At 62.0% G+C, this 25,188-nt stretch carries 27 protein-coding genes; 20 read left to right on the forward strand and 7 right to left on the reverse strand.

The window, feature by feature from the left end; translation table 11 throughout:
- Nucleotides 1–56 precede the first annotated feature (56 nt).
- The 5 genes from WOC76_RS08615 to WOC76_RS08635 all read left to right on the forward strand — a co-directional run bounded on the left by WOC76_RS08615 (nt 57) and on the right by WOC76_RS08635 (nt 4,699).
- Nucleotides 57–1,214, forward strand: coding sequence for a glycosyltransferase (locus WOC76_RS08615; protein ID WP_341387993.1), 1,158 nt, complete (start codon nt 57–59; stop codon nt 1,212–1,214).
- 19 nt (nt 1,215–1,233) lie between these two features.
- Nucleotides 1,234–2,442, forward strand: a complete 1,209-nt coding sequence (locus WOC76_RS08620) for a class I SAM-dependent methyltransferase (protein WP_341107574.1) — start codon at nt 1,234–1,236, stop codon at nt 2,440–2,442.
- 84 nt (nt 2,443–2,526) lie between these two features.
- On the forward strand, nt 2,527–3,156 hold the full coding sequence (locus tag WOC76_RS08625) for a YkoP family protein (protein ID WP_341107572.1): 630 nt from the start codon (nt 2,527–2,529) through the stop codon (nt 3,154–3,156).
- A 97-nt stretch (nt 3,157–3,253) separates the two neighbouring features.
- Nucleotides 3,254–4,405, forward strand: a complete 1,152-nt coding sequence (gene hpnI / locus WOC76_RS08630) for a bacteriohopanetetrol glucosamine biosynthesis glycosyltransferase HpnI (RefSeq protein ID WP_341431553.1) — start codon at nt 3,254–3,256, stop codon at nt 4,403–4,405.
- 54 nt (nt 4,406–4,459) lie between these two features.
- Nucleotides 4,460–4,699, forward strand: a complete 240-nt coding sequence (locus WOC76_RS08635) for a hypothetical protein (RefSeq protein ID WP_341431376.1) — start codon at nt 4,460–4,462, stop codon at nt 4,697–4,699.
- 40 nt (nt 4,700–4,739) lie between these two features.
- Here WOC76_RS08635 and WOC76_RS08640 read toward each other — a convergent pair whose 3' ends face one another.
- Entirely contained in the window at nt 4,740–6,002 is a 1,263-nt protein-coding gene (locus tag WOC76_RS08640) for a family 1 glycosylhydrolase (protein ID WP_341107569.1), read from the reverse strand.
- 219 nt (nt 6,003–6,221) lie between these two features.
- Here WOC76_RS08640 and WOC76_RS08645 point away from each other — a divergent pair, with 219 nt between their 5' ends.
- On the forward strand, nt 6,222–6,662 hold the full coding sequence (locus WOC76_RS08645) for a carboxymuconolactone decarboxylase family protein (RefSeq protein ID WP_341108813.1): 441 nt from the start codon (nt 6,222–6,224) through the stop codon (nt 6,660–6,662).
- A 60-nt stretch (nt 6,663–6,722) separates the two neighbouring features.
- Nucleotides 6,723–7,334 (forward strand): hypothetical protein, encoded by a 612-nt coding sequence (locus WOC76_RS08650; RefSeq protein ID WP_341107567.1) that lies wholly within the window; start codon nt 6,723–6,725, stop codon nt 7,332–7,334.
- A gap of 553 nt (nt 7,335–7,887) precedes the next feature.
- Here WOC76_RS08650 and WOC76_RS08655 read toward each other — a convergent pair.
- Nucleotides 7,888–8,010: a hypothetical protein gene (locus WOC76_RS08655; RefSeq protein WP_341107563.1), complete on the reverse strand. Its 123-nt coding sequence runs from the start codon at nt 8,008–8,010 to the stop codon at nt 7,888–7,890.
- A gap of 323 nt (nt 8,011–8,333) precedes the next feature.
- Here WOC76_RS08655 and WOC76_RS08660 point away from each other — a divergent pair, with 323 nt between their 5' ends.
- Entirely contained in the window at nt 8,334–8,699 is a 366-nt protein-coding gene (locus tag WOC76_RS08660; protein WP_341107561.1) for an H-NS histone family protein, read from the forward strand.
- Nucleotides 8,700–8,808: 109 nt separating this feature from the next.
- Complete coding sequence (locus WOC76_RS08665) at nt 8,809–10,428, forward strand: ABC-F family ATP-binding cassette domain-containing protein (RefSeq protein WP_341431377.1); 1,620 nt, start codon at nt 8,809–8,811, stop codon at nt 10,426–10,428.
- Nucleotides 10,429–10,471: 43 nt separating this feature from the next.
- Here the strand turns inward: WOC76_RS08665 and WOC76_RS08670 are convergent, their stop codons facing one another.
- The gene (locus WOC76_RS08670; RefSeq protein ID WP_341107559.1) at nt 10,472–11,044 is read right to left on the reverse strand and encodes a PAS domain-containing protein; all 573 of its coding nucleotides are present in this window, start codon (nt 11,042–11,044) and stop codon (nt 10,472–10,474) included.
- A gap of 251 nt (nt 11,045–11,295) precedes the next feature.
- Nucleotides 11,296–13,203: an ABC transporter ATP-binding protein gene (locus tag WOC76_RS08675; RefSeq protein ID WP_341107557.1), complete on the reverse strand. Its 1,908-nt coding sequence runs from the start codon at nt 13,201–13,203 to the stop codon at nt 11,296–11,298.
- A gap of 488 nt (nt 13,204–13,691) precedes the next feature.
- Here WOC76_RS08675 and WOC76_RS08680 point away from each other — a divergent pair, with 488 nt between their 5' ends.
- From WOC76_RS08680 to thrS, 7 genes are all read left to right on the forward strand, one after another.
- A complete protein-coding gene (locus tag WOC76_RS08680) occupies nt 13,692–14,126 on the forward strand; it encodes a KGG domain-containing protein (RefSeq protein ID WP_341107555.1) in 435 nt (144 codons plus the stop codon).
- 56 nt (nt 14,127–14,182) lie between these two features.
- Nucleotides 14,183–14,380: a hypothetical protein gene (locus WOC76_RS08685; protein ID WP_341107554.1), complete on the forward strand. Its 198-nt coding sequence runs from the start codon at nt 14,183–14,185 to the stop codon at nt 14,378–14,380.
- A gap of 27 nt (nt 14,381–14,407) precedes the next feature.
- Nucleotides 14,408–14,611, forward strand: a complete 204-nt coding sequence (locus WOC76_RS08690) for a hypothetical protein (RefSeq protein ID WP_341107552.1) — start codon at nt 14,408–14,410, stop codon at nt 14,609–14,611.
- A gap of 37 nt (nt 14,612–14,648) precedes the next feature.
- Complete coding sequence (locus WOC76_RS08695) at nt 14,649–14,867, forward strand: hypothetical protein (RefSeq protein WP_341107550.1); 219 nt, start codon at nt 14,649–14,651, stop codon at nt 14,865–14,867.
- Between the two features lie 14 nt (nt 14,868–14,881).
- A complete protein-coding gene (locus WOC76_RS08700; RefSeq protein ID WP_341107549.1) occupies nt 14,882–15,181 on the forward strand; it encodes a DUF5789 family protein in 300 nt (99 codons plus the stop codon).
- A 129-nt stretch (nt 15,182–15,310) separates the two neighbouring features.
- Complete coding sequence (locus WOC76_RS08705) at nt 15,311–15,523, forward strand: hypothetical protein (protein ID WP_341107547.1); 213 nt, start codon at nt 15,311–15,313, stop codon at nt 15,521–15,523.
- Nucleotides 15,524–15,665: 142 nt separating this feature from the next.
- Nucleotides 15,666–17,597, forward strand: coding sequence for a threonine--tRNA ligase (gene thrS / locus WOC76_RS08710; protein WP_341107545.1), 1,932 nt, complete (start codon nt 15,666–15,668; stop codon nt 17,595–17,597).
- A gap of 2 nt (nt 17,598–17,599) precedes the next feature.
- Here thrS and WOC76_RS08715 read toward each other — a convergent pair whose 3' ends face one another.
- The 3 genes from WOC76_RS08715 to rpmB form a co-directional block, all read right to left on the reverse strand.
- The gene (locus tag WOC76_RS08715) at nt 17,600–18,694 is read right to left on the reverse strand and encodes an SDR family oxidoreductase (RefSeq protein WP_341107543.1); all 1,095 of its coding nucleotides are present in this window, start codon (nt 18,692–18,694) and stop codon (nt 17,600–17,602) included.
- Between the two features lie 88 nt (nt 18,695–18,782).
- Entirely contained in the window at nt 18,783–20,054 is a 1,272-nt protein-coding gene (locus WOC76_RS08720) for a family 1 glycosylhydrolase (protein ID WP_341388009.1), read from the reverse strand.
- Nucleotides 20,055–20,206: 152 nt separating this feature from the next.
- A complete protein-coding gene (rpmB, locus tag WOC76_RS08725; RefSeq protein WP_341107541.1) occupies nt 20,207–20,500 on the reverse strand; it encodes a 50S ribosomal protein L28 in 294 nt (97 codons plus the stop codon).
- Between the two features lie 402 nt (nt 20,501–20,902).
- Between rpmB and WOC76_RS08730 the strand changes: the two genes are divergently transcribed.
- The 4 genes from WOC76_RS08730 to WOC76_RS08745 all read left to right on the forward strand — a co-directional run bounded on the left by WOC76_RS08730 (nt 20,903) and on the right by WOC76_RS08745 (nt 25,185).
- A complete protein-coding gene (locus tag WOC76_RS08730; protein WP_341107540.1) occupies nt 20,903–21,793 on the forward strand; it encodes an NAD(P)-dependent methylenetetrahydromethanopterin dehydrogenase in 891 nt (296 codons plus the stop codon).
- Nucleotides 21,794–21,961: 168 nt separating this feature from the next.
- Nucleotides 21,962–22,471, forward strand: a complete 510-nt coding sequence (gene fae / locus WOC76_RS08735) for a formaldehyde-activating enzyme (protein WP_341107539.1) — start codon at nt 21,962–21,964, stop codon at nt 22,469–22,471.
- 93 nt (nt 22,472–22,564) lie between these two features.
- Nucleotides 22,565–23,611 carry a hydantoinase/oxoprolinase family protein gene (locus tag WOC76_RS08740; protein WP_341107538.1) on the forward strand — a complete coding sequence of 349 codons (1,047 nt, stop codon included), beginning with the start codon at nt 22,565–22,567 and terminating at the stop codon, nt 23,609–23,611.
- Nucleotides 23,612–23,646: 35 nt separating this feature from the next.
- Nucleotides 23,647–25,185 carry a hypothetical protein gene (locus WOC76_RS08745; RefSeq protein WP_341107537.1) on the forward strand — a complete coding sequence of 513 codons (1,539 nt, stop codon included), beginning with the start codon at nt 23,647–23,649 and terminating at the stop codon, nt 25,183–25,185.
- Nucleotides 25,186–25,188: the final 3 nt, after the last annotated feature.

Here is a 25,188-nt window from a genome sequence, read left to right on the forward strand (position 1 = left end):
GACTGGAACTATTTGACGGGGAGATCGTTCCTTTCCCTCGCAGGACGGGGGAACGGATGGAGCTTGTCGTCACCTGCCTATGGTCCGCGGCTGTCGCTGTTTTGATTCATCGAGCGATAGCCCAGCGCAACCTTTTCGAAGAGGTGCAGCCGGTGGATTCGGATTCAGACCCGCCAACCGCGCGAATCCTCGTAATAGTGCCGGCACGCAATGAATCACTTAACATTTCCGCGTGCATCGAAGGGCTTACTCGTCAGACTTATCCGAGCGGGAAACGTGTGGTTCGGATTGTTGATGATCATTCAAACGATGATACTGCCCAGATTGCGCGCGCCGCAGCTTCGCCACACGCGGGTTTCAGCGTTGTCGCCAGTCCACCGCTCCCCCCACGTTGGGTAGGGAAATGCCATGCCTGCTGGGTTGGTGCGACGCGAGATATTGACGATCCGCCCGAGTGGTTATGCTTTATCGATGCAGATGTCGTGGCGGAGCCCGAGCTTCTTGCCGCCGCCTTGCAGCACGCCGAGGCCCAGTCGGTCGACCTGCTCTCGCTCGCCCCAAAGCAGATATTGGGAACATGGACGGAGCGTCTTGTCCTACCCTGCGGACTCTATTGCCTCTCCTTCTGCCAAGATTTTGAGAGGTTACGAACAGACGAATGCAGAGACACGAGCGTCACGGGGCAATTCTTACTTGTTCGCGCGGAAGCATACTATGCAGTTGGCGGTCACAGGGCTGTTTCCGACGCGATTTGCGAAGACCTGGCGTTGGCGCGACAGTTCAAGCAGCATGGGAGGCGCATTGCGCTTTTCGGCGGGCGCGAACTTCTCTCGAGTCGGATGTACCGCGATTGGTCTTCTATGAAGATCGGCCTGGCGAAAAACTTAGTCGAAACATTCGGGGGGAAGCTGCGCACGACCTGGATTGCATTTGGCGCTGTCGTCCTTGCCTGGGCTGCTATCGCCATACCGCTCCTGGACGCATGGGGATGTGCTCGAGGGGCGCCACTTGCCTGTGGCGCACTCGGTCTTGCGCTTGCCAGTTCGGGAGCCGCCTTCGGACTTCATTTCGCGGGCGCGCGCTTTTTCGCTATTCCGCTTTGGTACGGACTCCTGTTTCCACTTGGATATTCACTCGGCGCTCTGATTGCGGTCGATAGTCTGTTCCGTCATTTCAGGCGTCGGTTTGAATGGAAAGGTCGCGTCTATCCCTAACAGGCGGGAGGTGCAATCTGTGTCTATAAAGGTTCAAGCGTTATCCTATCTCAGAACAATGTTTGCGGACCCGCAGCCGTCACTGCGTTTGGCATTTTGGGATGGGGATCTCTTTGATTTTTCGAGCCAGCCGGAAGTTGTTATCCGAATTACTTCGCCGCGAGTTTTGGGAGCGCTCATGCAGGGAGACTTTGAAAAACTCGGAGATGCTTATGTAAATGGATCGCTTGCAGTGGAGGGACGTCCCCGTGACATTATAAATGTCGGCGTCTGTCTCTGTGAAAAACTGGAAAAATCTCGCGCGGCGGGACTCATGAAATTCATGACGAGATTTGCGTCCCGCCGCATGTCCATGGCGCAGGAAGCGGCCAATGTCAGGCGTCATTATGACGTTTCGAATGAGTTTTACAAACTCTGGCTGGACAAGCGGCTCGTCTATTCATGCGCCTATTATCAGAACGACGACGATGACATCGACTTGGCGCAAGAGCAGAAACTCTCGCATCTTTGTCGGAAGCTGATGCTCAAGCCTGGCGAAAAGCTGTTAGATGTAGGGTGCGGGTGGGGCGCGCTTTTGCAATGGGCGACTGAGCGGCATGGAACGATCGGAACAGGAATCACGTTGAGCGAACGCCAGTTCGAGGAAGCCAAAATAAGACTCGCCCATCTCGACGGGAAGGTCGACCTGGCGATCAAAAATTTCAAGGAATTGGATGAATGTAGCCTGTTCGATAAAGTGGTTTCTGTTGGGATGTACGAGCACGTCGGCGCAGCTGCGCTTCCTACATATTTCAGCAAAATGGCGATGCTGCTCAAGCCGGGTGGAGTTTTCCTGAATCATGGCATAGTCAGCACGGGTGGGCAGCCTGGGCCGAGTGGTGGGGAATTCATCGAGCGATATGTTTTCCCGGGCGGTTCGGTGTCGACGCTTTCAACTCTCGCAAGAGAGATTTCAAGCGCGGGACTCGAAATTCTGGATATTGAAGACCTTCGTCCCCATTATGTTCGGACGCTTCTCGATTGGTCAGAAAGGCTCGAACGGCACAAGGAAAGCGCGATCGAGGCCGCGGGGCCGGAAGTCTACCGGATCTGGCGGGTTTATCTCCCCGGGATGGCTTATGCGTTCGAACGTGGCTGGCTGTCGGTCGCGCAGATTCTGGCTTTGAAGCCAAAAGATGGCAGGCCAGCGCCTCGGCCGTGGACGCGCGCATATCAGTATCTTTACTAGTTGGATTTAGCGCAGGGCAATCGCATCCTGCGGTAATTACGGATGGCGAACATATGTCGGGCATATATCCTGACTGACATGCCGTTGAGGACTGATATCAGGGCCAAGCGGGATGCACATCGGTGGTTTGCCGTTCTGGCCCCTCTGATTGATGCGCTGGACCGTCATTTGCGCCGTCGATTGCAGGTCACTGAATACTCCAGTTCACCGGATTGTTTGTTCCGATTGCAACTCATTGTGAACGATGAGGAGTTTCTGCTGGAGGACGGAACTCTGGTACGCGCCGGCGAGCGGCTCGTTGATCTCCATTTTTGGAATGAGCACGTTCCATTGATTCCCGATGGCCGACCCACTCTCGCCTATGCCAGGCGAATCGAACACTGCCTCGATGTTTCCTTATCCGAACTCGCTCACCATCTGGCATCGCATGATGATCTTTCTGACGTTAAGGCAATCCGCGGCAACATGAGTCTCGGAGCCAGTCGTCGTTCAGAGCAGCTTGCTCGAATGGCTGCGAAATACGGGTTTGAAACGCTGGCGCAAAAGAAGCCGCTGTCCGCAGGGGAGACGCTACACAGGTTTGGGGAGAACATCCTGGTTACGTTCCTGGTAATGAGACGGAATCCAAGTGCGATTAGAGCAGATACATTATGGCGCGATCGCACGCTCGTATATCTATCGAGACAAACACTGGAACGTAAGTTCGGCGCGTAGGTGCAAATCCGGTTGCGGCGCTTGGTGGGCTGTTGGACTGCAGGAGCAGATTCATACGCAGGTAACATGAATGTGGGAGTGGATCAGCCTTCTATCCATGGTGTGCGCATCTGGGGCATGCATTGGCTGCGTGTACCTCGTCATTTCACTCCTTGCGGTAATTGCGTTTCCCACTAAGCCGAGGCCGTACCCAGCGCTCGGGGAACCAGTCAGCATTCTCAAGCCTTTGCATGGTGATGAACCGGGCCTGGCGGAAAGGCTCCTCAGCTATTTCGAGCAAAACTATCACGGCGCTGTACAAATGATTTGCGGTGTCAGAGAAGACACAGATGCAGCCCTAGACCACGTCCGTCGTCTCAGGAAAAAAAAGGGGACGTCAGTAGAGACGGTCGTGAACGCCATGGAGCATGGACCCAACCGCAAAATTTCAAATCTTGTGAACATCGTCGATCAGGCCCGGCATGAGATTCTGATCGTATCGGACAGCGATATAGAGGTCGATATCGATTATCTGTCGAGAGTAACGTCTCATCTGCATGAAAGTAAGATTGGGTGTGTCAGCTGCCTTTATCACGGCGTGGCTTCAGGAGGCGTCTGGTCTGATTTCGAGGCTCTCGCTATAAATAGTCACTTTCTTCCCGACATGATTTTTGCTGTCACCTTTGACCTTGCGAAGCCCTGTTGCGGATCAACAATCGCCATTCGAAGGGGCACATTACAGACGATCGGGGGATTTGAGCGTTACGGAAAGCATTTGGCCGACGATTACGAAGTTGGGAGGTCAATTCGTCTGGCAGGGTATGAGGTCGTCATACCTGGATTCACAGTGAAACATCACTGTTTCGCTAATAGTTTCAGATCGGTTCTCTCAAAAGAGCTGCGAGCGGCGAGGACGGTGAGATGCATTGACCCTGTCGGATATGCTGGAGCCTTTATTACGCATCCCTTCCCTCTCGCCTTGGTCGGGATGATCGCATATGGCCCGAACGCTCTGGCGTTGGCAGCGTGCGCCCTCGGTTTGCGGGCGCTTCTCTGTATAGCAGTTCAACGATCTTTCTCGCTGCCCCGTCAGCGTTACGGTCTGCTCCCCTTTAGCGAGGTCTTCTCCTGCATTGCTTATTGGGCAAGCTTCGGCGCGACTTGGATACACTGGCGTGGGATCGCGTTCAAAGTTACCGCCGAGGGCGAACTGAAGCCGGTGGCGCGTCAGAAAGGCAAGAAGGAAGACCTGAATAGGGGTTGCTTTTGAATGTCAGCGGGTTTGGCGTGCGGGTGCAGCCTTTGACAATAAGGACGGTCGGCAGTGTACCCCGTCTCTTCCTACAACAAACTCGGCGTCCGACAGCTCTACGCGGGGTTCGCCACAGAGGAGGTCGCCGTAGCCTTTCTCCGAAACCAGCTCGTGGAGATAGCCAGAAACGAGTCGCGATATATTGTCGTCAGGGAGGAGGGTGGTTGGGAGCAGAAAATTTATCTCACGCAGCTTCTGCTCGGATGCGTGCAGGCGCAAGATTGGTCGGGCGCGGCGGTTCCGGCAGAGTAGGCAAGACCCCGCACTCTTCGCGCCTGGATTTCTGGTTCAGTCATGGGCTCTCCGCCTGCTCCTGCTGTTCGCTCACCCTGGTGGGAGGCGGATAATCCGCTAGCGGAACTGTCAGACAAACGCTCTGGGCAGGAAGGACTTCTCGCCAGTCCTTGATCAATTGCTTATAGGCCAGTCCGACCGGTCGCGGTTTCCGGTCGAGATCATAGAGGCCAAGCGGATTGACCCGCCCCCTGTCTTCCCGCAAGGCGATGTCCCAGTCAACTTGGTCGGTCAGGGAGTACCATGTAAATCCAACGATGGGCATGCCGCTGTTGCGGACTCTCAAAACATTGGACCACTCTTTCCGTAGCCACCGAACCGCTTCATCGCCCCGCGGGCCTTGGCAGGTGTTCGTCTCTGTATGCATGACAGGCAAACGGTAGCGCTCGTAATATTGGCGCGTGATCTCGTTGTACCCAAAAATTTCGCCGGCGGCGGCGGTGACGCCATGCTCGTCGACGCTGTGTTCGTTCCTTTCATAATAATCGTTCCCCATGATGCAGTGGCTCTTCAGGTGCTCGCTCATAAAGAATTTGTATTCTTCGTCGGTCATCCCGTTGTCGCGCAGAAAACGATACATCTCGGAATTGACGTGGTTTCCGTAATTCAAGTCCAGTGAGAGAAAGCGGCGTTCGTTCAGATATTCCGCGGGTGGAATGGCTTTCGGATTGTCCGCGTGATTATATTCCGAAGACTCGCTCTGGACGAAAATGGCGTCGGGTCTCACGGCGAGAATCGAGTGCATTGCAAGGATGTTCGCCTTGACGATGTTTTTCAGGGACGTAACGAAGCCTTGGTCGCTGCGGAGTTGCTCGTTCCACCAGCCATAGGCGGCTGAGTAGGTCGCGCAAACGTACATCTCGTTTACGGGCGTATAAAGCTGCACCCAGGGGAACCGTTCCGCGAATGCTCTCGCATATGATGCGAAGAGATGCGGGAAATCAGGATTCTGGAAGTTGCCGATCCAGTCGGGAACGCCGAAATGGCACAGATCGGCAATTGGGATGATTTTCCTGGCTTTGAGGTCGCCGAATGTGAGGTCGGAAAACTCCCAGTCGAAACGGCCTGGACCCAGGAATACTTTATAGAGGGGGAGTCCGTATCGAAGGGTTCGCACCGCGAGGTCCTCCTGAACCAGTGCGAAATCCTCCCGCCAGCACTCATAGTGCCTGCTAGCCGCCATCTCATCGATACGTTTTCGGCCGTTTTCTATGGTCGGGCTGCTGTTTTCTATGCCTGTGCTGAACATGAAGCGCGCCATTCGCCGAACTCCGCTGCTGAAGTAGCTCAAAGGGCCGGGTATGAAACGCTTCGGGGGCGCAAAAAGTTGGTGATCGCGGGACTTTCTGTCACAGGCTCCGCCTTGCCGGTTGAGCTGCTGCCCGGTGGGCGACACTTGAGGTGAGCCCCTTGGGCCTTTGCGATCAGCGGCGAAGCGGCGATGATCGGGGGCCCGACCAACAATCCGATCAGGACGACCATGGCTACAGTACAGTTACTCGCCGATTCAGAGCTCTCCCCGGAGGCGAAAGCGGTTTTCGATGACATTCGCGCAACACGAAAGAGCGAATTCGTCAACAATTTCTGGCGTGCGCTGGCCCACGATCCGCAGACGCTCGCTCGGACGTGGGAAAGCCTGAAGTCGATTATGGCGCCTGGCGCGCTCGATCCCAAAGTGAAGGAGATGATCTATATCGCCGTGTCAGTCGCTCATGGGTGCCCATATTGTGTGCATTCCCACACAGCGGGCGCCCGAGCGAAGGGCATGTCGGCCGCGGAATACCACGAGTTGCTCGCCGTTATCGGCATGGCTTCCGAGACAAATCGACTTGTGACGGCGCTTGGCGTGCCGATCGACGAGGCGTTCGAGGTCGGAGAGGCTTCAGCGGAGCCGCAACCTCAACCGTCCTCCCGTTCGTAGTAAGCAAAACTTTAACCGCGTGCACTGCAATATGTTCTTTCCCAGCGGTGGAGCGTGCCCATGTCCAATGAAATGCAAGTTGAGGCCGCCTTGGCCAATCTCGAAGCCGGTCGTTTCTCTTTCCGCACTGTTGACGCCATCAAAAGTCACATCGAGAAAATGGAGCGCGAACTGGCGGTCGTTCGGGAGCTGCATGGCGACGCCATTCGTGAGCTCAAACGGCAGGAATACGCGGTCTGGCGGCTCGAATCTGAGCTGACGAGATCGAACGCCCGCGTCTATGCGCTGATCAGGGCCAATGTGTTGTCGGAGGCGACATGCAGCCAGGCAAGGGCATTGGCGTCCGAGGCGAAGGCATATGGCCAAGCTGGCGTGAGCAAGGCCGCTGAACTTCTCGCCCTGCTGGCGAAAAAGTTTAGCGACCCCGAACTCCGGCGCCATTTGGGCGAACTGGGCGAGGCGGCTTTCGCGCAAGCCGGGATGGGCTTCCGCGTTTTGGAGGGCAAGGCCCGCTCGCGGCTTGCGCAGATCGAGCTTGACCGGGTCCGTAAAGATCTCGAAGAATATCTCGAGGCGGCCAAGGGTCGCGCTGTGTCTTCGGCCCATTGGGCGAGCGCCCAGCTTCGCTCGGCGGGCGCAAAATTGAAGACGCGGTCGCAGGACGCCGCCTGAGATTATCGCCAGGGAGCCGGCGGCTGCGGCAGAAAGTGACGCCGACCGCGGCCGGCCCCTGGCGATTTTCCGGATTGCTCGGTTTCAGGCGACGAGCCAGGGCGCCGGTCGGCGGCGGTTAATCCCTGTAGTCTCTGTCTTCTCGGCCGGAGTTACGGTCGCGATCAAGATCCCGGTCCCGATCCCACGATCGTTCGCCGCGTCCCCACCCATAGTGGTTGCCGCGCTCCCATCCATAATGCCGCCCGCGGTCATGGCGGTAACTCCAGTCCCTGTCTCGACTCCAATCCCGATCCCGGTCCATATCGCGCATGCTGTAATCGCGATCTCGGTCCCGCCAGCCGCCGTGTTCATGCGCCGGCGCTGCGCTCGGAAGCATGAAGACGCCGCCGAGCAGCGCCGCGCAAAGGGAAAGTTTACGAAGCATCGAGGCTCCTCCCTAGCTGATTAAGGCCAGTCCCGCCGCGCGGAACTGCGTCTTGGACCAAATAGGGGCCATGGTGGTTTTGCGAGCTGTGCGGCGCGGCCTTTCTCGGCGCCCGGGGGCGCAGAATCAGCCAGGGTCGGAGAGCCATTCGCGGGTTTGCGGGCTTTGCTCGAGAGCGCCCCACGAGACGCCGGCGGCGAGGCCAGTCAAAACAATCAGGATGATGCGAATGCGGCGAAGAACGGCCATGGCCGCGCCCCTTTTTTTCAGATTGCCTGGTTGATCAGGAGATGGTCTCGCGCAGAGGCGTCGGCAAGCGCCGCCCGCGAGACCGGACCGAGGGCTGCAAGGGGGCAAGCGCTGCAAGGGGGAAAGACGGGCGGCCGCCCATTTCGGGCCGCGGGCCTTGGGCTCAGGGCGCACCGGCGAACTTCATGGCGCCGCGGCGTTGCGCGGGCGGCGCCGCAAGCCGAAAACCACCGGGATATGCGTCTCGACCGGCGGAAAAACTTGATTTCCCGGCGGCCTCGAATAGGAAGGGTTCAATAGCCACCGATAGAAAAGTTGTGAAGATGAGTGATGAGTTCGCGAGCCTGTCCGACCTTGAGATTCTGTCCCTGATCCATCGCGCCAATGAGGAGCTCGAGCGGCGCAGGGAGGCGCACAGGGAAAATCTGCGGGCGGACATCGAGCAGAAACTGAAGAACGCGGGTCTCGACCTTGTCGACCTCTTCCCTGAAATCGACGGCAAGCCGGTGAAGGAGAAGAAGCCCGCCGAGCGGTCGGGAAAGGCTGTCGCCGCCAAATACAGGAACGCCGTCAGCGGCGAGACCTGGTCGGGCCGCGGCGCGCATCCGCCGCAATGGGTGAAGTCGGTCCTGATCGAGCGCGGCTGGACCATCGAGGACTTCAAGGGTTCCGACGAATTTACCGCCTGAGCCGCGCCTGGGGGGCGCGAGGCAGGGCGCCCTCGTCCCTGTCGGCCGCCGCATGCCCAGCGCAGGGCGGCCTCTCCGTCAGTCTTTTTCTCCGTCCTGCGAAGGGCCGATGATCCGTATCGAAAACATCAGCAAACAGAATGGCTCCCAAATTCTCTTCATCGAGGCCTCGGCGACGCTTCTGAAAGGCGAAAAAGCCGGACTCGTCGGTCCCAACGGAGCTGGCAAAACCACTCTCTTCCGCATGATGACGGGGCAGGAGCTTCCCGACGAGGGGCAGGTCTCGGCCGAGCGGGGCTTCACGATCGGCTATTTCAGCCAGGATGTCGGCGAAATGGCGGGCCGCAGCGTCGTGACCGAGGCCATGGACGGCGCCGGACCCGTAAGCGAGGTCGCGGCCGAGCTGAAGGCGCTCGAGGCGGCGATGGCCGATCCCGACCAGGCCGACGACATGGACGAGATCATCGCGCGCTATGGCGAAGTCCAGGCGCGCTTCGAGGAGCTCGACGGCTATGCGTTGGAGGGCCGCGCGCGGGAGGTGCTCGCCGGCCTGAACTTCACGCAGGAGATGATGGACGGCGACGTCGGCGCGCTCTCCGGGGGCTGGAAGATGCGCGTGGCGCTCGCCCGAATCCTGCTGATGCGCCCGGACGCCATGCTGCTCGACGAGCCGAGCAACCATCTCGACATTGAAAGCCTCATCTGGCTCGAGGAATTTCTGAAAGGATACGAGGGCGCGCTGCTCATGACGTCGCACGATCGCGAATTCATGAACCGCATCGTCAACAAGATCGTGGAGATCGACGGCGGCGCGCTCACGACCTATTCGGGAGACTACGAGTTCTACGAGCAGCAACGCGCCCTTGCCAACAAGCAGCAGCAGGCGCAGTTCGAGCGCCAGCAGGCGATGCTGGCCAAGGAGATCAAGTTCATCGAGCGCTTCAAGGCCCGCGCGTCTCATGCGGCGCAGGTTCAGAGCCGCGTGAAGAAACTCGAGAAGATCGAGAAGGTGGAGCCGCCCCGGCGCCGGCAGACGATCCTCTTCGATTTCCCGCCAGCGCCGCGCTCGGGGGAGGACGTGGCCACTCTCAAGAACGTCCACAAGGGCTATGGCGCGCGCCGCATCTACGAGGGCCTCGACTTCGCCGTGCGGCGCCGCGAGCGCTGGTGCGTCATGGGCGTCAATGGCGCTGGCAAATCGACGCTGCTGAGACTGATTGCGGGCGCCGCGCGGCCGGATGCTGGCGACGTGACCATCGGCGCCAGCGTGAAGATGGGCTATTTCGCGCAGCACGCCATGGAGTTGCTCGATGGCGAGCGCACTGTCTTCGAGACGCTCGAGGACGCGTTTCCGCAAGCCGGGCAGGGGTCGCTGCGCACGCTCGCGGGCTGCTTCGGCTTCTCCGGCGACGATTCGGAGAAGAAGTGCCGCGTGCTCTCGGGCGGCGAGAAGGCGCGGCTCGTCATGGCGAAGATGCTCTACGACCCGCCGAATTTCCTTGTCCTCGACGAACCGACGAACCATCTCGATCTTGCGACGAAGGAGATGCTGATCACCGCGCTCGCGGGCTACGAAGGGGCCATGCTCTTCGTCTCGCACGACCGGCGCTTTCTCGCGGCGCTCTCCAACCGCGTTCTCGAGCTGACGCCCGAGGGGCTGCATAAATATGAAGGCGGCTACACCGAATATGTGGCCCGCACGGGACAGGAGGCGCCCGGACTGCATTGACGTCCTCGGGCCTCCTTTCGCTGCGCGCGTCGCCCGGCTGGCGTCAGGCGAAGAGGTCTCCGGCCTTGCCGCCTTCATGCAGCACGAGCCGGGGACGGCGGGCAGGGAGCTTCAACGACGTTTCCCCCGACCCCAGGACGCGCAAGGACTGAATCTGCAAGGGGCCAACCGGCATGCGTCCGAGCCAGTCCGGCTCATTGGCCAGGGCGAACGAGCCCAGCACAAGGGAATGCGTTCTGCCGAAGTGGCGCAGCGGCAGAAGCAAAATCTCCAGATCGAGCCGCGGCCTGTCGCCGGCGCCGTTGCGGGCGCCGATGACGACAGGGCGCGCTTCATCCGTCACGGCGGAGAGCGTCGAGGCAATGGCCGCGCGGTTGCGCTCATCCCAGAGTTCCTGAAAGGACCGTTCCTTCTGCTCGTCGAGCCACAATGCGTTGATGCGCGTGCCGCACATTTTCAATGGAAACCGGCCTGAGCAGTCGATCTGAAGAATGAACACATTGGCGAGCAGACGACGGATCGCGCCGAATTCTATGTCATTGCGCTCCGGCGCGAGACGGGCGCCTTTCAGGCTACGCCAATAATCGTGGAGTTCTTTCGAGACCTGCTGCTTCATATCCTGCTCCTGCCCGAGCAATTCGCCGCTTTTCCCATCCTGCGGATGAAGCTGCGGCGTGGTTATCGAGGACTTACCCCCTGGCCCGAATTGTTAGCGCGGCAGCTCTCACCAGACCTTTAGCCGGACAAGTAAAATTGTCGGCAATGCGCCCTAGGGCGCGCTCGGGCATCGAGAAATGGCCAAGGTATAGATACAACCCATGCGAGAAGTCGCGGGTGAAGAAAGTTAACGCCCTGCAAAAGGCCCGTTTATTGCTCGATGACGCGCTTTTTTGCCTTGCGGCCGGGCGCGGCGGCGACGGCGAACGGCCGTTGGGGTTCGGGCGCCGTCTCGCTCGATTCCTGTCGCCAGAGGCACGCATAGACGCCGTTTCGCGCCAGTAGCTCGGCATGCGTTCCCCGCTCGACGATGCGGCCGGCGTCCATCACGAAAACGCGGTCGCAATCCACCACGGAGTTCAGCCGGTGCGTGACGAGAAGGATGGTGCGACGCCGTTTCAGCCGGTGCAGCGTGCCCACGAGCATCATCTCATTTTGCGGGTCGAGTGCGCTCGTCGGCTCGTCGAGCGCGAGGAACGGGGCTTCGCTCAACAGGGCTCTGGCGATGGCGAGCCTCTGACGCTGGCCGCCGGAAAGATTGGCGCCGCCTTCGCTGAGGATGGCGTCATAGCCCTGGGGCATGGCGTCGATGAACGCCGCCGCGCCCGCGAGCGCCGCGGCGCGTTCGATGTCGCCGCGGCTGGCTGCGGGCCGGCCATAGGCGATGTTTTCGGCGACGCTTGCCGGCAGCATGAGATTTTCCTGCGTCACGAAAGCGAAATGCGCGCGCAGGTCGGCAAGCTTCACGTCGCGGATGTCTTGCCCGTCGAGGCGTAGCGCGCCTCCCAACGGATCGTGGAAACGCAGCATCAGCTTCAGGAGCGAACTCTTGCCCGTGCCGCTCGGTCCGACGAAGGCGGCCATCTCGCCCGGCGCGATGGTCGCGGTGACGTCGTCGAGGACGACGCGGCCCGGCAGATAGCCGAAGGTGACGTGGTCGAGCGTGAGAAGCCGCGGCTTGGGCGGCAGCGGCGCCGCGTCCGGCCTGTCCCGGATCGCCTCCGGCGTGTCCAGCACGAAGAAGACGCGACGCGCGGCCGCTTCGAACGTGCGCACCTTGGAGAAGAACTCGGCGAGCCATTTCAGCGGGTCCCACAGCTTGCGCAGGTAATCCATGAAGATCATCAGCGCGCCGACGGTCATGCCGCCGGCGACGGGCGCAAGAAACTGGTCGCGGTAGACGAGCCAGCCGCCATAGCCGAGGATGATGGCGCTGCCGAGCGACAGGATGAGGTCGCGCGCCAGCGGATAAAGCTGTTCCTGCCAATTGAGCCGCAGCAGCGCCTTCACGCTGCGCGCGACGGCCTGCTCGAAGCGCTCGAATTCGGATGGCTCGCGCCGGAAAGCCTGCGCCAGCGGCACGCGCGTGATCGCTTGCTGGATGTGCGCGGTGAGGTCCGCGTCCACCTGCTTCGACTCAAGCGCACGCTTGTGAATTTTCATGCCGAAGCGCCAGTTGCTCCACAGGATGAGCGGCGCGACCGAGTAGGCCGCGAAAGTGAGCGGCGGGCTGCGCGAGAGAAGTATCGTCGTCATCACGGTCAGCGTGACGGCGGCGACCGAGGTGCCGATGATGATGTCGACGATGCCCCAGGGGCCAAAGGCGTCGGTCGTGAGCCGGTAGATGGAGTCGCCCTGCGGGCGCGTCTGATGGTAGCCGAGATCGAGCCGTTGCAGCTTGCCGAAAAGATCGGCGCGAACCCGCGTCGTTCCCCAGTAGTTGAGATAATAATTGATCATCATTCGGCCCATCCAGGCCGAATAGCCGACGACCTGTAGCGCCAGGCCGATGACGACGAGGCCGAAGAGCTGGCCGATCCTGTCCTTCGGCAGAACGGCCAGAAAGTAGCCGTGCAGCCAGCCGCGTTTCGGGTCTTCGGCGAGCACCGTGTCGACGAGGATCGCGAGCGGCCAGGCTTCCAGCAGGCCGACGCCAACCGAGACGCCGATGAGCGCCACGAGCGTCGCGATCCAGGGCCAATCAGGAGCGAAATAGGCGAAAGCTCTTCTGTACGCCCCGAGCTTGGTCGTCTGGCGCGGCGCGTCGGTGGGGCTCATGGCGCCTTAACGCGCGACATCGGCAAAAGGTCGCGGGCCGCGCCGTCCGCGGCGGCCGTTTTCCCTGTCCGCCCGACAGGAAATGATGAAGGTAGGACATAGCGCCCGGCCCAAGCGGCAAATCGTCGCTCACGCGCCTGCGCTTCCGTCGCTTTCCGACGCCGGCGCGAGGGTCTGCTTTTTCTCCAAGCCTATGTTTTTCTTGAAAGTGTAGATTTGGGTGCCTCTAGGTGTTCGTACGTACTTCCCATGCTCTGCGCGCAAACGATCTAGGGCTGATCGCCTCGATGGTCTGGCGACGGATGACCGGCGTTTCAGAGGCTGGAACGCCGGCGTCCGAGCACCCAGGCGAAAGGCCGCTCGGCACGGACAATGGCGCTGGCCGGCAGGCGGCCCTCGGGGCCCGGAACATGCGCTCGGGCGTTCGTTTCGGCAGGGGCCCGCAAGGTTCCCGAGAACTCCAGCGCGATGTCGAATGGGAGGTTACTATGGCCCGCACACATGGAACGGAAGGCGAGAAGGGCGCGCACAAGCCCAAGGGCACGATGACGGTTCAGGAAGCCGGCCGCATGGGCGGCGAAGTCCGCAAGGAAGAGCTCGGCCCCGAAGGCTACTCGGAAATCGGCAAGATGGGCGGCGAGGTGCGCAAGGAGCAGCTCGGGCACGAAGGCTATTCCGAGATGGGCAAGAAGGGCGGCGAGGCGCGCAAGGAGCAACTCGGTCCCGAAGGCTATTCGGAACTCGGCAAGATGGGCGGCGAGGCGCGCAAGGAGCAGCTTGGCCCGGAAGGTTATTCGGAACTCGGCCACAAGGGCGGCCAGCGCGTGAAGCAGCTCATCGAAGAGGGCAAGCGCGCCGAAGCCGAAGGCGAAGGGATGGAGGAATCCGAAGAGGAGAGGCCCCGCGGCAAACCGCGCCACTGACAGCGGGCGTTCGGCGAAGCGCACTTGGCCACATGCTTGGCGGAACGGAGAGCGACATGGCGCAGCGGCAGACTGAGCAGAGGCCGGGAAAATCCGGCAAGGGACAGATGACTGTCGAGCAGGCCGGCCATCTGGGCGGCGAAAGAGGCGGCAAGAAGGGCGGCGAGCGCGTCAAGGAGCTCATCGAGGAAGGCAAGCGCACGGAAGGCGCGGGCGGCGCCGGGAAGGGCGGCAAGTCGAGGTCACGCCACTGAGCCGCCCGCTCACCCAAGGAGGCGAACATGCCGCAAAAGCACACTGAACCCGAAAAGCCCCCGACACGGCGCGGTCAGATGACCGTCGAAGAGGCGGGACGGCTCGGCGGCCACAAGGGCGGGCAGCGCGTGAAGGAGTTGATCAGGGAGGGCAAGGAGGCCGAGCGCGAGGACGCCGGCGAAGACATCGAGAACACGCAGGACGAAGAAGAGGAGGACGGCGAAGCCTGAACGAGATGGTTTCGCCGTAACGGCGAAAGGAAAAGTCATGCCGCAGAAACAGACAGGGTCGCAGGGCGGAAAATCGGCGCCGAAGGGACCGATGACCGTCAAGGAAGCCGGCAAGATGGGTGGCGAGATCCGAAAGGAAGAACTCGGGCCCGAGGGCTATTCCGAGCTCGGCCACAAGGGCGGCCAGCGCGTGAAGGAGCTCATTGAGGAAGGCAAGAAGGCCGAAGGCTCATCCGGCAAGGGCAAGAAGCACTAAAGCGGAGAAGGCTCATGCCACGAACGACCGAAAACACGGGCGAAGGTCGCGGCAGCGGCCACAAGGGTCCCGCCAAGGGCTTCGCTTTCGGCGTGGCGTCGGTGACACAGGCGCTGCACGGGACGAGCTTCCCGATCTCCAAGGAGGATCTGATCCGCCAGCACGGCAAGGAGGAGGTTCACTGGACGAAGGAAAGCTCCGAGCGTCTGGGCGACATTTTGAGGGATGTCGACAAGGATGAGTTCCTGTCCGTCGCCGACGTCGCTTCGGCCGTCTCCGAATCGCACAGGGAAGGCGAGGACGAGGAAGAATAAATCCCCGTCCGCGCAACGTCGGCCAGAGGGGGGCCGGCGCGTTTTGCAGATTTGTCACACGAGAGCGATACGAAAATTCATGAAGCTTGGCTTTTGGGCGGCTGGGCGGAAGTCTTTTGAGGACAAAACATGCGCAACGCTCTCATCGCTTTTGCGACTCTTGGCGCCTTCGCCTGGGCGGGTCCCGCCACGGCCCGTCACATCGGGGCCGGCGCACACACGCATTGCCGAATGAAGGACGATCGCGCCAAGCACAAGAACGGCCGCCTTGAGGAGAAGAAGGGATGCGCCCATTGGGGCGCGCATCACCATCACGGCATCCATCTCGAGGGCAGCCACTGATCCAACGACGCGGGGGACGCCGCTTCCGCCGCGTCCCCGGCTGATTGCGTCGGCGCCGACGAAGCGTTAAAACTCGCTCCTTCCCACCGCCAAGCGACTTACGCCGATCCGTGTCGGCGATTGAGCGCGACAGGAGCGATACATGGTTGCGGTTACATTCCCCGACGGGGCGTCCCGTCAGTTCGATCCCGGCGTCACGGGCTTCGACATCGCCAAGAGCATTTCCCCGTCCCTCGCCAAGCGCACGGTCGCCATGACGCTCGACGGCGAACTCGTCGATCTGATGAAGCCCGTCCGCACGGACGCGAGAATCGAATTCGTCTCGCGCGACGATCCGCGCGCGCTGGAGCTCATCCGCCACGACGCCGCCCATGTGCTGGCCGAGGCCGTGCAGGAGCTTTATCCCGGCACGCAGGTGACGATCGGCCCGGTGATCGAGAACGGCTTCTATTATGATTTCCATCGCGCCGAGCCCTTCACGCCGGAGGACCTCCCGGCGATCGAGAAGAAGATGCGCGAGATCATCGCACGCGACGCGCCGATCGTCCGCGAGGAATGGGACCGCGATCACGCCAAGACATGGTTCGTCGCCAAGGGCGAAACCTTCAAGGGCGAACTGATCGACAGCATCAAGTCGGACGAGCCGCTGAGCGTCTACAAGCAGGGCCACTGGCTCGATCTCTGTCGCGGACCGCATCTGCCGTCGGTCGGCAAGATCGGCAACGCCTTCAAGCTGATGAAGGTCGCGGGCGCCTATTGGCGCGGCGACTCGACCAAGCCCATGCTCTCCCGCATCTACGGCACGGCCTGGACGACACAGGAAGAGCTCGACGCCTATCTCCATCGTCTGGAGGAAGCCGAGCGCCGCGACCATCGGCGCCTTGGGCGTGAGATGGATCTCTTCCATTTCCAGGAAGAAGGGCCGGGCGCGATCTTCTGGCACCCGAAAGGCTGGACGCTGTTCCAGACGCTCGTCTCCTACATGCGGCGCAAGCAGAAGGCCGCGGGCTATACGGAGGTGAACACGCCGCAGGTGCTGGACCGCGCCCTGTGGGAAACCTCGGGCCATTGGCAGACCTATCGCGAGAACATGTTCGTCACCAAGACGGAGGACGAGCGCGTCTTCGCGATCAAGCCGATGAACTGCCCCGGACATGTGCAGATCTTCAAGAACGGGCTGAAGTCCTATCGCGACCTGCCCGTTAAGATCGCCGAGTTCGGCATCGTGCATCGCTACGAGCCTTCGGGTGCGTTGCACGGCATGATGCGCGTGCGCGCCTTCACCCAGGACGACGCGCACATCTTCTGTTCGGAAGACCAGATCATGGACGAGGCGCTGAAGATCAACGACCTCATCCTGACGATCTACAGGGACTTCGGATTCGAGGATGTCGTCGTGAAGCTCTCGACGCGCCCCGAGAAGCGCGTCGGCTCGGACGAAGCCTGGGACAAGGCGGAAGCCGCCCTCGGGCGCGTTCTGGAGGAACTCGCGCGGCGCGGGCTCAAGACCAGCGTGCAGGAAGGCGAGGGCGCCTTCTACGGGCCGAAGCTCGAATACACATTGCGCGACGCCATCGGCCGCGAGTGGCAGTGCGGCACGACCCAGGTCGACTTCAACCTGCCGGTCCGTTTCGGCGCGTTCTACATCGGCGCGGACAGCGAGAAGAAGACGCCGGTGATGATCCACCGCGCCATGTTCGGCTCGCTGGAACGCTTTACGGGCATATTGATCGAGCATTTCGCCGGCCATCTGCCGCTGTGGCTGTCGCCCCTCCAGATCGTCGTCTGCACGATCACGCAGGAGGCCGACGACTACGCCTATGAGGTGGCGGCCGCCGCGCGCAAGCTCGGGATGAATGTCGACGTGGACGCGCGCAACGAGAAGATCACCTACAAGGTGCGCGAACACTCGCACGCCAAGGTCCCGGTGCTTCTCGTCGCGGGCAAGAAGGAGGCGGCCGAGCGCACGATTTCCATGCGCCGCCTCGGCTCGCAGCAGCAGACCCAGCTCGGCATCGACGAGGCGCTGACACTTCTCGCGCAAGAGGCCACGCCGCCCGACGTCAGGGGGTGAGTTCAAAACCCCCGCGACCGCGAGCCCTCTCCCGCCATGCGGGGGAGGGATGGGGAGAGGGCGGGGCGCGTTCTCGCTGAGCCGCCCGTCTTCCTCCCCCAGAAAAAGGCGCCGGCCAGCAGGCCGAGCGCCGCAAGCAATCCGCCACCACGCAAATAAGCCGGGTCGACGGCGATCAGGCTATCTTTCGCCCGCCATGTGAAGCGACCGCGCGCGCCATGGTCCCTGTCGTCGGGCGCGATGAGCTCGTCGGGATCGCCGGGACGCACCGGGTCGATGGAAATCTGCTTTTCATAGGCGTTGCGCGCGAGATAGCGATCGAGAAAGCCGGGCGCGATCATTTGTCCGATGATGGATTGGACCGTCGGCGCCCCGAGCCAGAGTTCGCGCGGCGCGCGCCGCGCCTCGACGGCGCCGACGACCGCCTCGGCCACCGCCTCAGGCTCATAGACGGAGCCGATCGGCTGGTGACGATGCGAGAAATGCATGTGCGACCAGTCGAATTGCGGCGTGTTGACGCCCGGCAGCTGAACCATGGTGAGGCGAATGCCGCTCCTGTCGTGCAGGAGTTCGGCACGCAGCGAATCCGTAAAGCCCCGGATGGCGAACTTCGCCGCGCAATAGGCCGATTGCAGCGGAATCGCGCGATAGGAAAGCGCCGAACCGATCTGGATGATATGGCCCTCGTCGCGCCCGCGCATGTGACGCAGAGCCGCGAGCGCGCCATGCACCGCGCCGAGATAGGTCACTTCGGTCACCCGTCGGAATTCCTGCGGCGTGATCGTGTCCACAGGTCCGACGACCGTCTCCATGGCGTCGTTCACCCACACATGAATGCGTCCCCAGCGGGCGACGACGGCGTCGGCAGCCGCGAAAACGTCGTCGGGATTGGAGACGTCGGCGACAAGCTCGAAGGCTTCGCCGCCTGCCGCCGCGACGTCCTTCGCCGCTCCGTCGAGGCCCTCGGGACTCCGCGCGAGCAAGGCGACGCGACAGCCGCGCCGGGCGAAAGCGACGGCGACGGCGCGTCCGACGCCGGCGGAGGCGCCGGTGACGACGACGACTGGTTCGCCATGTTGTGCGAGGGAAGCCGGCATCCGCGCCCTCTTCGTTTGCGGGAGACAGAGTCAGCCCGCCTTTTAATTCGAGAAGCGGCAGGCGGCGGGCAACCGGAGCCGGTCGATTTTAATGGGGCTGGGCCTGTTCCGTTGCCTGCGCGGGCGCGGGGCATGGCGCTTGCCTGTGGCCATAGGGCGCGAGCGGCACGGTGAGACAGACGCTTTGCGCGGGCAGCACCTCGCGCCAGTCCTTGATGAGCTGCTTGTAGGCGAGGCCGACGGCGCGCGGTTTGCGGTCGAGATCGTAAAGACCGAGCGGGCACACCTTGCCGCGCGCCTCCCGAAGCGCAACGTCCCAGTCGATCTGATCCGTGAGCGAATACCAGGTGAAGCCGACGATGGGCATGCCGCTGTTTCTGACGCGCAGCACATTCGCCCATTCCTTGCGTAGCCAGCGCACCGCCTCGTCGCCGCGCGGACCCTCGGCCGTATTCGTCTCCGTATGCATCACCGGCAGGCGGTAGCGTTCGTAATATTGGCGGGTGATTTCGTTGTAGCCGAAAATCTCGCCGGACGACGTCGTCTTTCCATCCGCCGAGACATTGTGCTCATTGGCGCCGTAGTAATCATTGCCCATGATGCAATGGCTCTTGAGATGCCGCTGCATGAAGAACTTGTATTCCTCGAGCTTCATGCCGTTGTCCATCAGGAACCGGAACATCTCGGAATTGACCGGACGGCCATAGTTGAGATCGAGCGAGAGGAATCGCCGCTCGTTGAGCGTCTCCGACGGACCGATCGCAGCGGGGTTTTCGGCGTGGAAATATTCCGTCGATTCGCTTTGAACGAAGATGGCGTCGGGCCGCGCGGCGAGGATCGTGTGCATCGCCTGTACATTGGCCTTCACGATGTGTTTGAGCGCCGTGACGAAGCCCCGGTCGGTCGTCATCTGCTCGTTCCACCAGCCATAGGCGGCGGAGAAGGTCGCGCAAACGAACATCTCGTTGATCGGCGTATAGAGCTGCACCGCGGGAAAGCGTTTGGCGAAGGCGTGCGCGTAGCGCGCGAAGAGACGCGGGAAGTCGGGGTTCTGGAAATTGCCGATGAAGTCCGGGACGCCGAAATGGCAAAGGTCCGCGATCGGAATGATTCCCCGCCGCTCGAGATCGCCGAAGGTCAGATCGGCGAATTCCCAGTCATAACGGTCGGGACCGAGCCAGGTGAGGCACAGCGGCAGGCCGTAGCGCAGCGTTCTGACGCCGAGGTCCTGCACCAGCTCGAAGTCCTCGCGCCAGCGCCGGTAATGCCCGCAAAGCTCCATCTCGTCGATTCGCTTTCGGCCGTGCTGGATCGTCGGACAGCTGTTCTCTATCCCCGTGCTGAACATGAAATGGGCCATCGCAGGCTCCTCGCTCCGCCGCTCACGCGGATAGCTAAGGGGCTGCGCGCTCATGAACAGGCGGCGTCGCGGCGCAGGGGGTGAATGCAGAAAGCCCCGCCGCCAGACTGGCGACGGGGCGAGCTGCAACCGTTATGTGCGGAAGACGAGACTCAGGCGGTCGCGCCGGCCTGCTTCTTCTCGATCTCGCGCTTGAGCGCGCGAGCGCCCTGCGACAGCTCATCGACGCGGGCCTTGGCCAGGAAGGCGTCGAGGCCGCCGCGATGCTCGACCGACCGCAGCGCGGCGGCCGAGATGCGCAGACGCACCGAGCGGGCCAGAGCCTCAGAGGCCAGCGTCACATTGACGAGGTTGGGCAGGAAACGCGTGCGCGTCTTGCGATTGGAGTGGCTGACGAGATTGCCCGTCTGCACGCCCTTGCCAGTCAGCTCGCAACGCCGGGACATGGAACTTCCTTTCAAACCAGTGTAGCGCTTCCAAACGCCGGGAGAGCATAATGCCCGCACGTCGCCGGCGGATGGGTGGAAACGACAAGAAAAGGCCCGCCGTCCTGCGCCGAGCCCTGTTCGCGAGCCTTATAAGAGCAAAGCGCCGCGAGCGTCAACCGGGCGGAAAGGCCGAACTGACGCGAGCCGGGGGTAAAGCGGGGCTGCGGCGCGATGGCCTCTGGACATTGGCGGCGTTCTGGGCTCTAAGCCTCATCGTCGCTCCGGGCGGGTCCAGGCGCGCCCGCGTCGTTCAGTCGCCCGGAATCATCGAAAATCGACAGAGCCGAAGCCTGTCCTCCCGCCACGCTCCCACATTGCCCGGGGCGCTGCGCCGAAATGACAAAGGTTGGGGAAATTCCTATGGCCAAAGCAATTCTCCATATGCTGAGCACGTTGAAGCATATGAGCCCCTTCGACGTGAACATGGCCCTGGACGCCGGCTACGACGCCGCGATTCCCTATACAAATGTGACGCTCGACGAGGTCACCGCGCTGGTGCAGGACGCCATGTTCTCCCGCGCGCCCTCCGCCGCCCTCAAGACCGGCATCTTCTTTGCGGGCCGCGACGCGGTGCTCGCCCTCGACATGCTCGAGGCGGCCAAGAAGGCGCTGCTGAAGCCCTTCGAAGTGTCGCTCTTTGCCGACCCCTATGGCTCCTTCACCACCGCCGGCGCGATGGTCGCCTGCACCGAGAAGGTGCTGCGCGAGAAGAAGAACCGCGAGCTGAAGGGAGCCCGGATCGTCATTTACGGCGCGACCGGCGTCGTGGGCTATTCCTCTGCGGTCATCGCGGCGCTGGAAGGCGCCGAGGTGACGATCGTCGGCTACAGCGGCCTCGACCGCGTCGCCAAGCAGGCCGACGAAATGAACAAGCGTTTCAACATCAAGGTGACGCCGGCGGACGGCAGCAGCCACGAAATGGTGCGCGAGTTGCTGATGAAGCATGAGATCGCGCTCTGCGCCGCCCGCGCGGGCGTGCAGGTGCTTTCAAAGGATGACCTCTCGGCGGCCAAGGACCTGCTGATCGCCGCCGACGTGAACGCCGTGCCGCCGCTCGGCGTCGAGGGCTGTGGCCTGCACGACAATGGCGTCGTCGTCTCCGCGCATGGCGCGCTGGGCATTGGCGCGCTCGCGATCGGCAATGTGAAATACGGCACGGAGTCCGGCCTCTTCAAACAGATGGTCACTTCGGACAAGCCGCTCTGCCTCGATTTCCGCCACGCCTTCGCGTTGGCGCGTCAGCTCGTCTGATTCTCGCGTGCCGTCGGCCAAGCTTGGCGCCGGCGCACGAAACTGGTTGAGTGCGCGCCGCGGGAGAGACTGCGGCGCTTCTCAAGGCCGGCGCCTCACGCGCACGGTTTCTTCCAAAAACGCCCGCCCTGCGGCGGGGTTGTCAGGTTTCTCTGAAAGGAAACGCACATGGCTTTGATCAACAAGATGCTGGTCGGCGAGTCGCTCGTCGGCGAGGGCAACGAAGTCGCTCACATCGACCTCATCATGGGTCCGCGCGGCTCGGCCGCCGAGCTGGCTTTCGCCAATGCGCTCGTCAACAACAAGGACGGCTTCACGACGCTGCTCGCGGTCGTTGCGCCGAACCTGCTCTGCAAGCCGAACACGATCCTCTTCAACAAGGTCACCATCAAGGGCGCCAAGCAGGCCGTCCAGATGTTCGGCCCGGCCCAGCACGGCGTCGCCAAGGCCGTTGCGGATTCGGTCGCCGAGGGCGTGATCCCGGTTTCGGAAGCCGACGACCTGTTCATCTCGGTCGGCGTGTTCATCCACTGGGACGCCAGCGACGACAAGAAGATCCAGGACTACAACTATCAGGCCACGAAGGAAGCCATCGCTCGCGCCGTTCGCGGCGAGCCGAAGGCCTCCGAAGTCGTCGCCAAGCGCAACGAAGCCAAGCACCCCTTCGCTCCGAACTGATTTCGGGCCAAGGGTTGAGCAGGCCTCGATTCGAAGGGGAGCCCTTGCGGCTCCCCTTTTTGTTTTGTCGCGCTCAATGGCATAGATCGACGCATGACTGCGATCATCGGATGGGACATTGGCGGCGCCCATGTAAAAGCGGCGCGGGCGGAAAACGGGCGGCTGGTCGCCATCACGCAGCGCGCCTGCGCGCCGCATCTCGGCCTTGCGCATCTGGAAGCGCCGATACGTGAGACGCTCGCGAGCCTGGGCCCGGCGGCGCAGCACCGTATCACCATGACGGCGGAGCTTTCCGACGCCTTCGAAGATCGAACGCATGGGGTCGTCTCGGTCGCCGCCATCGCCGCACATGAAATAGGCGGCGATATACTCTTCTACGCTGGCGCCCTTGGATTGGTGCCGCGAGCCCGCGTCGCGGACGCGGCCAGATCCATCGCTTCCGCCAATTGGCGGGCAAGCGCCGAACTCGTAGCGCGGCAGTGCGGCGAGGCGCTGTTCATCGACATCGGCTCGACGACCACGGACCTCGTTCCGATTCACAACGGCCGCGTCAGCGCGTTGGGCGACTCCGACGCCGAGCGGCTTTGTCATGGCGAATTGGCCTATGCGGGCTTTTCGCGAGGCGCGCCGCAAGCCTATGTGAAGCACGCTCCCGTCGACGGGTGTTGGACGCCGCTCGTAAACGAGGCCTTCGCCTCCATGGCGGACGTGCGGCGGGTTCTCGGCGATCTGCCCGAAGGGGAGAGCGACGCGGACATGTCGCCGACCGCCGACGGGCGGCCGAAGACCATTGCCGCGTCGCGCGCGCGACTCGCCCGTCTCGTCGGCCGCGATGGGCTCGATCTGTCGTCGGCGCAGATCGAGGCCCTGGCCGACTATTTCGCGCGAGCGCAATTACGCGCGATCGAAGATCAGATCGCCCTACAGGCGTCGCAGGGCGCTGTTTTTGCGGGAGCGCCCTTTGTCGGCGCGGGGATTGGCCGCGCCCTCGTTGCGCGGCTCGCAAATCTGCAAAATCGCGCATATCTCGATTTCGCTGACTTCCTCGAGGCGCCGAATGCCTTGGCGGCGGCGAGCGGCAATTGCGCCGCGGCTGCGTCGCTCGCTCTCTTGCCGCCTGAACGGATCATTAAAGGCTAAGCCATAGGTTTCTCCGCGGATTCGTGGAGGAACGGTTGAAAAATTGGCATGTCGTCGCGAGCGCCGTCTGTTTCACCTCGGCAAGTTCTGTGCTGCTCGCATCGAGCTTCTCGCTTTTGCCGGCGCTTCTCGTTCTCGGAGGCGTCGCCGCCGTAAATATTCTCTTCGCCGGCGGCAATTTCGGGGCCGCGCTGCAACGGCCGGTGGAGTGGCGTTGGCTGGCGACCTGCGCGGCCGTCGCGCTCTTGCTGACGCTGCTGGGCGGCGAGGGGCATCTGTTCTTCTCGAAAGATGATTGGCTCGGGCGCGACGCCGTGCTCGCCGACCTCGTCGGCCGTTCCATGCCTGTCCTCTATCATCACGAAGGCGGCGATTTCATACTCCGCGCGCCGCTCGGCATGTATCTCTTTCCAGCCGCAATCGGCAGGATCGCGGGCCTTCCGGCCGCGCATCTCGCGATGGCGGCGCAGACCACGGGCCTGCTCTCGACTTTCTTTTACGCCGTCACGCTCGTCTGGCCGCGCGGCCGGCTGGCCTTCATCTTTTTGTTTGTCTGTTTCAGCGGGCTCGACAGCATTCCCGTTCTCTTGAAAACCGGGGCTGCGTCGCTCTTGCGTGTCCCCGCCTTCTGGGTCGACATCGGCTATTTTCCGCCCAATCTCGCGCAGTTTTTTTGGGCGCCGCCCCATGCGTTGCCAGGCTGGTGGTTTGCGGCGCTCGCCGGACTCTATGTCCGCCGGGAGATCGACCTCGCCGCTCTCGCGGCGGCGAGCTTGCCGCTTTTGTTGTGGTCGCCGCTCGCCCTTATGGGCGGCGTCCTGATCTTTATCCCCCTTGCGCTGCTCTCGCCTCGCGAGATCGCGCGGCCGCGAGTCGCGCTCGCCTGTATGTGCGCGGCCGGGTTTCTACCGGTCCTCGCCTATCTTCGGGCCGGCGCAGAGGATGTGCCGCATCGCCTCCAGGTCTTCGATGAAGGATTTCTGGATCAATATCTTCTGCTCGTGATTTTCGGCCTGACGCAGATCGCGGTCGTCTTCTTGTTCTGGAAAAGGATCGGAGCCTGGTTTCGGCCGGTCCTTGCGATCTCGGTCATTCTCCTGTTGCTGATTCCGCTCTTCAGCATGGGCTATATGAATGACGTCACGCAGCGGGTTTCGATCGCGCCGCGGGCGCTCCTGGCCTTCGGCTACAATGCGCTGCTGATTGAATGTTTCTTGTCGCGGGCTTGGCTGGCGTTGGCCTCGGGCGCGCTCGTTGTCCTGATCAGCGCCATATCGCCCGCGCTCGAACTCTACGACACGCTGACGACGCCTCGATTCTCCATCAGCGACTGCAACTTGCTGACCGTTTACCGCAAGCATAACCACGATCGCTATTTGCCGACATATATCGCCGCCGTGGAGTCCTTCCCGTCCTGGCTTTTCCCTGCCGGTCCACAAAAAGCGGCTCTCGAAGTCGAAACGCGTCTGTGCTGGCCCGATCGGATATATGGGGAGAAGCTTTTCAACTGGCTCAAACCCGAGAATCGCATCTGGCTTCGCGCCCCCTCTCCACAGGAGCTGGCGGAGCCGTAGTGT

Source organism: Methylocystis sp. IM3 (assembly GCF_038070105.1).
GTDB lineage: Bacteria > Pseudomonadota > Alphaproteobacteria > Rhizobiales > Beijerinckiaceae > Methylocystis.

Excerpts from the sequence above, each read along its gene's own strand:
- WOC76_RS08615 (WP_341387993.1), top strand. The coding sequence starts at position 57 with ATGGAGCTTGTCGTCACCTGCCTATGGTCCGCGGCTGTCGCTGTTTTG.
- hpnI (WP_341431553.1), top strand. The coding sequence starts at position 3,254 with ATGGTGTGCGCATCTGGGGCATGCATTGGCTGCGTGTACCTCGTCATT.
- WOC76_RS08640 (WP_341107569.1), bottom strand. The coding sequence starts at position 6,002 with ATGGCGCGCTTCATGTTCAGCACAGGCATAGAAAACAGCAGCCCGACC.
- WOC76_RS08645 (WP_341108813.1), top strand. The coding sequence starts at position 6,222 with ATGGCTACAGTACAGTTACTCGCCGATTCAGAGCTCTCCCCGGAGGCG.
- WOC76_RS08650 (WP_341107567.1), top strand. The coding sequence starts at position 6,723 with ATGTCCAATGAAATGCAAGTTGAGGCCGCCTTGGCCAATCTCGAAGCC.
- WOC76_RS08655 (WP_341107563.1), bottom strand. The coding sequence starts at position 8,010 with ATGGCCGTTCTTCGCCGCATTCGCATCATCCTGATTGTTTTGACTGGC.
- WOC76_RS08660 (WP_341107561.1), top strand. The coding sequence starts at position 8,334 with ATGAGTGATGAGTTCGCGAGCCTGTCCGACCTTGAGATTCTGTCCCTG.
- WOC76_RS08665 (WP_341431377.1), top strand. The coding sequence starts at position 8,809 with ATGATCCGTATCGAAAACATCAGCAAACAGAATGGCTCCCAAATTCTC.
- WOC76_RS08670 (WP_341107559.1), bottom strand. The coding sequence starts at position 11,044 with ATGAAGCAGCAGGTCTCGAAAGAACTCCACGATTATTGGCGTAGCCTG.
- WOC76_RS08675 (WP_341107557.1), bottom strand. The coding sequence starts at position 13,203 with ATGAGCCCCACCGACGCGCCGCGCCAGACGACCAAGCTCGGGGCGTAC.
- WOC76_RS08680 (WP_341107555.1), top strand. The coding sequence starts at position 13,692 with ATGGCCCGCACACATGGAACGGAAGGCGAGAAGGGCGCGCACAAGCCC.
- WOC76_RS08685 (WP_341107554.1), top strand. The coding sequence starts at position 14,183 with ATGGCGCAGCGGCAGACTGAGCAGAGGCCGGGAAAATCCGGCAAGGGA.
- WOC76_RS08690 (WP_341107552.1), top strand. The coding sequence starts at position 14,408 with ATGCCGCAAAAGCACACTGAACCCGAAAAGCCCCCGACACGGCGCGGT.
- WOC76_RS08695 (WP_341107550.1), top strand. The coding sequence starts at position 14,649 with ATGCCGCAGAAACAGACAGGGTCGCAGGGCGGAAAATCGGCGCCGAAG.
- WOC76_RS08700 (WP_341107549.1), top strand. The coding sequence starts at position 14,882 with ATGCCACGAACGACCGAAAACACGGGCGAAGGTCGCGGCAGCGGCCAC.
- WOC76_RS08705 (WP_341107547.1), top strand. The coding sequence starts at position 15,311 with ATGCGCAACGCTCTCATCGCTTTTGCGACTCTTGGCGCCTTCGCCTGG.
- thrS (WP_341107545.1), top strand. The coding sequence starts at position 15,666 with ATGGTTGCGGTTACATTCCCCGACGGGGCGTCCCGTCAGTTCGATCCC.
- WOC76_RS08715 (WP_341107543.1), bottom strand. The coding sequence starts at position 18,694 with ATGCCGGCTTCCCTCGCACAACATGGCGAACCAGTCGTCGTCGTCACC.
- WOC76_RS08720 (WP_341388009.1), bottom strand. The coding sequence starts at position 20,054 with ATGGCCCATTTCATGTTCAGCACGGGGATAGAGAACAGCTGTCCGACG.
- rpmB (WP_341107541.1), bottom strand. The coding sequence starts at position 20,500 with ATGTCCCGGCGTTGCGAGCTGACTGGCAAGGGCGTGCAGACGGGCAAT.
- WOC76_RS08730 (WP_341107540.1), top strand. The coding sequence starts at position 20,903 with ATGGCCAAAGCAATTCTCCATATGCTGAGCACGTTGAAGCATATGAGC.
- fae (WP_341107539.1), top strand. The coding sequence starts at position 21,962 with ATGGCTTTGATCAACAAGATGCTGGTCGGCGAGTCGCTCGTCGGCGAG.
- WOC76_RS08740 (WP_341107538.1), top strand. The coding sequence starts at position 22,565 with ATGACTGCGATCATCGGATGGGACATTGGCGGCGCCCATGTAAAAGCG.